Annotated in this window: 3 protein-coding genes and 1 pseudogene; all 4 read left to right on the forward strand. The window is 75.8% G+C overall.

What is annotated here, in order from left to right; genetic code table 11:
- Window positions 1-476 (forward strand): NFACT RNA binding domain-containing protein (locus MNZ39_RS23360; RefSeq protein WP_242341491.1); only part of this gene is annotated, 476 nt, incomplete at its 5' end.
- A 131-nt stretch (window positions 477-607) separates the two neighbouring features.
- The gene (locus MNZ39_RS23365; RefSeq protein ID WP_242341492.1) at window positions 608-1,366 is read left to right on the forward strand and encodes a hypothetical protein; all 759 of its coding nucleotides are present in this window, start codon (window positions 608-610) and stop codon (window positions 1,364-1,366) included.
- A 99-nt stretch (window positions 1,367-1,465) separates the two neighbouring features.
- Window positions 1,466-3,496 carry an outer membrane protein assembly factor gene (locus MNZ39_RS23370; RefSeq protein ID WP_242341493.1) on the forward strand — a complete coding sequence of 677 codons (2,031 nt, stop codon included), beginning with the start codon at window positions 1,466-1,468 and terminating at the stop codon, window positions 3,494-3,496.
- Window positions 3,496-4,451 (forward strand): annotated as a pseudogene (locus tag MNZ39_RS23375) (translocation/assembly module TamB); the annotation flags it as partial. The gene MNZ39_RS23370 and the pseudogene MNZ39_RS23375, both read left to right, overlap by 1 nt.

Genomic DNA, 4,451 nt, shown 5'->3' on the forward strand with positions numbered 1-4,451 from the left:
TGGGGGCGGGCCCGCGGCCGCAGCAGCCCGCGCGCTCCCGGAGCGCCGCGGAGCGCGCGCGCGCCCGCGAGGAGGCGGTCCCCTATCGCGCGTTCCGCTCCGCGAGCGGCGCCGCGATCCTCGTCGGCCGCGGCGCGGCCGAGAACGACCGGCTCACGCTCCGCGTCGCGCGCGGCAACGACCTCTGGCTGCACGCGCGCGGGATCCCCGGCGCGCACGTCGTGGTGCGGCTGGAGAAGGGCCGCGGGCCGGACCAGGACACGCTCCTCGACGCCGCGAACCTCGCCGTGCACTTCTCCGATGCCCGCGGCGAGCCGCAGGCCGACGTGGCCTACACGCGCGCGAAGTTCGTCCGCAAGCAGAAGGGCGCCGCCCCGGGCGCGGTCACCTACAGCCAGGAAAAGGTCCTCCTGCTCCGGAGCGAGCCGCAGCGCGTCGAGCGGCTGCTCGCGGAGGAAGAGGGGACGGAGGGCTGAGTCTTCGGGGTTCAGGGCGCCCGCACCGGCCGAGGCCCTGCCCGTCCGCCCGCACGACACCCGTGAGCCGCGCCGGTCGTGGGGGCGGCCCTTGATGGCGGGAGCCCCCCTCCGTAGGATCGGGCCCGCCCGTGCCCCGTCCCCCGCAGGCCAACCGACAGCTCGAGCTCTTCGACGCGCGCCGTGCGACGCGCGAGGCCAAGCTCTCCGCCGCGAGCCGGCTCGCCGACTCGCTCGCCGACATCCTGGCCGAGCGCGTGCGCCTCACCGTGCACGACAACCGCTCGACCATGGTGTCGTTCCGGCGCGGCCCGGCGGGGCTGCACTACCGCGTCCACCACATGTTCCTCGAGGCCCCCGGGGACGTCGTCCGGGCCCTCGCCGCGTTCGCGGGCCCCGCGCGCGGCGCCGCGGCCCGCCGGCGCGAGGCCGGCTCCCGCATCGACGCCTTCGTCCGACACAACCGCGCGCGCATCGCAGTCCCGCGCGCCGATCGGCTGCAGCCGCGCGGTCGCGCCCATGATCTCCAGGCGATCTACGAGCGGCTCAACGGGGCCCACTTCGCCGGCGCCATCGAGGCGCGCATCGGATGGGGGCCGGTCCGCGGCGGGCGACGGCGCCGCACCGTGAAGACCGGGGTGTACGTGCAGGACGCGCGCATCATCCGCATCCACCCGACGCTGGACCGCCCCGAGGTGCCCGAGTTCTACGTGGCGATGGTGGTGTTCCACGAGATGCTCCACCAGGCGGTGCCGGCGCGGGAGGTGAACGGGCGCCGCGTCGTCCACGGCGCGGAGTTCCGCCGGCGCGAGCGCGCGTACCCGGACTTCACGCGGGCGAAGGCGTGGGAGGAGCGCAACCTCGGGTTGCTCCTCTCCGCGCCCGGGTAGGCGCGCAGTCACCGAGCGGCAACCCCCATCGGGCGCGCCGCCAGGCGCCCGAAACATGCCGGCGGTGCCCGCCGGGGTGGGCCATAATCCCGGGGCCCCATGGTGCGCCGCGCCGCCCCCGCGCTCGTCGTCCTCGTTGCGCTCCTCGCGCTCGGCGCGTCCGGCTGCCTTCGCGGTCGCGGCACCGCCAGCGAGCCCATCGTCACGAAGGTCGAGCTCACGGGCGTGAAGGCGCTCGACGCCGCGGACATCAAGGCGAAGCTCGCGACGCAGGAGCCGGCCGCGCCGCCGGGCGTCACCGGGCTCGTCGCGCGCCAGGGCTTCCGCCTCGATCCCGACGCGCTGGCGGTCGACCGGCGCCGGATCGAGGCCTACTACCGCGAGCGCGGCTACTACGAGGCGCGCGTCGAGGAGGTGAAGGTCCTGCCCGATGGGCGGGGCCGGGTGCGGGTGGAGCTGCGGATCTCGGAGGGGAAGCCGGTGCACGTCACCGAGGTGCGGGTCACCGGCCTCGACGATGCGCCCGACGCCCGCAAGCGGCTCGAGAAGCTGCCGCTCGAGGTGGGCGAGGTCTTCCGCGTGTCCGACTACGACCGGACGAAGGGGGCCATCACCTCGGCGCTCCGCACCACCGGCTGGGCGAACGCGGAGGTGAAGCAGTCCGCGCAGGTGCTCCCGCTCGAGGGGACCGCGCAGGTCACCTACGAGGTCACGCCGGGGCGACGCTTCCGCTTCGGGCCGATCTTCGTCGCGGGCACCGCCGCCGTCTCGCGTGACCTCATCCGCGAGCAGGCCTCCATCGACGTGACCGCGGGCGACTGGTTCGACGACTCGAAGCTGCCCAAGGCGCAGGCGCGCGTGTTCGACCTCGGCGTGTTCGCCGGCGTGCGGGTGACGCGCGGCACGCCGAACGTGGAGCGGGGGATCATCCCGGTGGTGGTCGCCGTGCGCGAGGCGCCGTTCCGCACCATCCGCGCGGGGCCGGGGCTCGGCATCGAGGCGACGCGCTGGGAGGCGCGCGCGAACGCGGGGTGGCAGCACCGGAACTTCCTCGGCGACCTGCGCAAGGTCGGGGTCGAGCTGCGCGCCGGCTACGCCTGGCTGCCGACCCCGTGGGCGCGGCAGCGCGAGGGGATCGTCGGCCAGCTCGGGCTCGAGTACCAGCAGCCCGCCGCCATCGCGCGCCGCATCGACGTGTCGAGCCGGGTGGAGCTCGAGCGCGGGCTCGAGGCCGCCTACGCCTTCTGGTCGGAGCGCGTCCAGCTCGGCCTTCCCGTCCGCATCGCGCCGCGCTGGACGTTCGTGCCCTCTTACAACCTGGAGGTGTACCAGCTCTCCCGCGAGCGCCAGGCCGTCGTGACGCCGACGCCGGGGCTGCCGGACGTGGAGACCCGGCCGCTCCTCGTCGGCTGCCCGAGCAGCGTCTGCCTGCTCTCCTACCTGGAGCAGCGGTTCGCCTGGGACGGCCGGAACGACCCGGTGAACACGCGGCGGGGCTACTACGTCGGGCTCTCGGTGCAGGAGGGCTTCCGGATCGTGAACATCGGCTATCGCTACCTGCGCCTCCTCCCGGAGGTGCGCGGGTTCTGGCCGCTGTCGCGGTCGCTCGTGCTCGGCGCGCGGGCGCGGGTCGGCGCGCTCGTCCCCCTCGCCGAGCCCGGCACGCCGCCCATCGTCGCGCGCTTCTACGCGGGCGGGCCGATCTCCATGCGCGGCTACTACACGCGCCGGATGTCGCCCATGGTGCAAGACAACAACAAGGACTGGGTGCCGATCGGCGGGAACGGGCTCGTCGACGGCTCGATCGAGCTGCGCTACGCGATCTCGGGCAGCTGGGGCGGGACGGTCTTCGTGGACGGCGCGAACGTGGCGGCGCCGAGCGCGAGCCGCACCGAGTGGCGCACCGTCCTCGATCCGCGCGACGTGCAGCTCGCCGCGGGCGCCGGGCTGCGCTACGGGACGCAGCTCGGCCCGATCGGGGTGGACGTGGGCATGCGGCTGCCGACGGACTTCTCCGCCGGCGTGCCGTTCAACCACCGCTTCCCGGCGGTCCCCTCGAACCCGAGCGCGCCGAGGGAGCACCGGGAGCCCATCGTCGCGGTGCACATCACCATCGGCGAGGCGTTCTAGTGCGCGCGCTCGCCGCCGCGCTCCGCCTCGCGGGCATCGCCCTCCTCGGCCTCGCGGCGCTCGTCGGGGTGCTCCTCTCCGCGGTCACCCTGTTCGCGACCTCCTCCTTCGGCCGCCCCATCGTCGCGCGGCTGGTGATCGGGCTCGTGGACGACGCGCTCGCCGGGAAGTTCGAGCTCGCGGCCCTCGTCGTGCGGGCGGACGGCGCGGTCGAGATCCGTGGCCTGCGCGTCGTCGATCCCGACGGGCACCTCGTGCTCGCCGTGGACCGGGCGCGCGTCGCCATCGACGTGACCCAGCTCCGCCGCGGCAGCGTGGGCCTCGCGGTCGCGCTCGAAGGGCCCACCGTGCTCCTCGAGGAGGAGGAGGGCGGGGGCCTCTCGCTCGCGCGCGCGTTCGCGTCGGCCCACCCGTCCCCGCCGCGCCCGGCACAGCCGCCGCAGGAGCCCGCGCCCGGCGGCGGCGGCCTGACGGTGCGCGTGACGTCGCTCGCCATCCGCGGCGGCGACGTGTGGTGGGTGGACGCGGACGGCGCGACGCGCCTCGAGGGTCGCGACCTCGACCTCGACGCTCGCGGGACGTGGGGCCCCACCGACGCCGACCTCGAGCTGCGCCTGCGCGGCGTGCAGGACCTGCCGATCGCCGCGCCGATCTCGCTCGACGTGGTGGCGGAGAAGCGGGGGAACCGCGTCCGGACGCGGCTCCTGCAGGCGAACCTGGGCGGTACGGCGGTCTCGCTCGTGGGGGACGTGGACGTCGCCACGCTCGCCGGGCGTGTCGCCATCACCCGGCTCGACGTCGCCCGCGACCAGGCGCGGGCGCTCCTGCCGCAGGTGGGCGGCGGCGCGGATCTCGCCGCCACGGTCTACGCCGAGTCGGACGGGGCGCGCCTCACCGCCGCCGCGCACGTCGAGCCCGGCGCCGACGCCGGCGGGCCCGCGGCGCCGCCCGGGCC

This window comes from Anaeromyxobacter sp. SG66, assembly GCF_022690805.1.
Lineage (GTDB): Bacteria > Myxococcota > Myxococcia > Myxococcales > Anaeromyxobacteraceae > Anaeromyxobacter > Anaeromyxobacter soli.

Bases quoted from the DNA above. Each gene is read 5' to 3' on its own strand.
- MNZ39_RS23370 (WP_242341493.1), top strand. From the start codon at position 1,466: ATGGTGCGCCGCGCCGCCCCCGCGCTCGTCGTCCTCGTTGCGCTCCTC.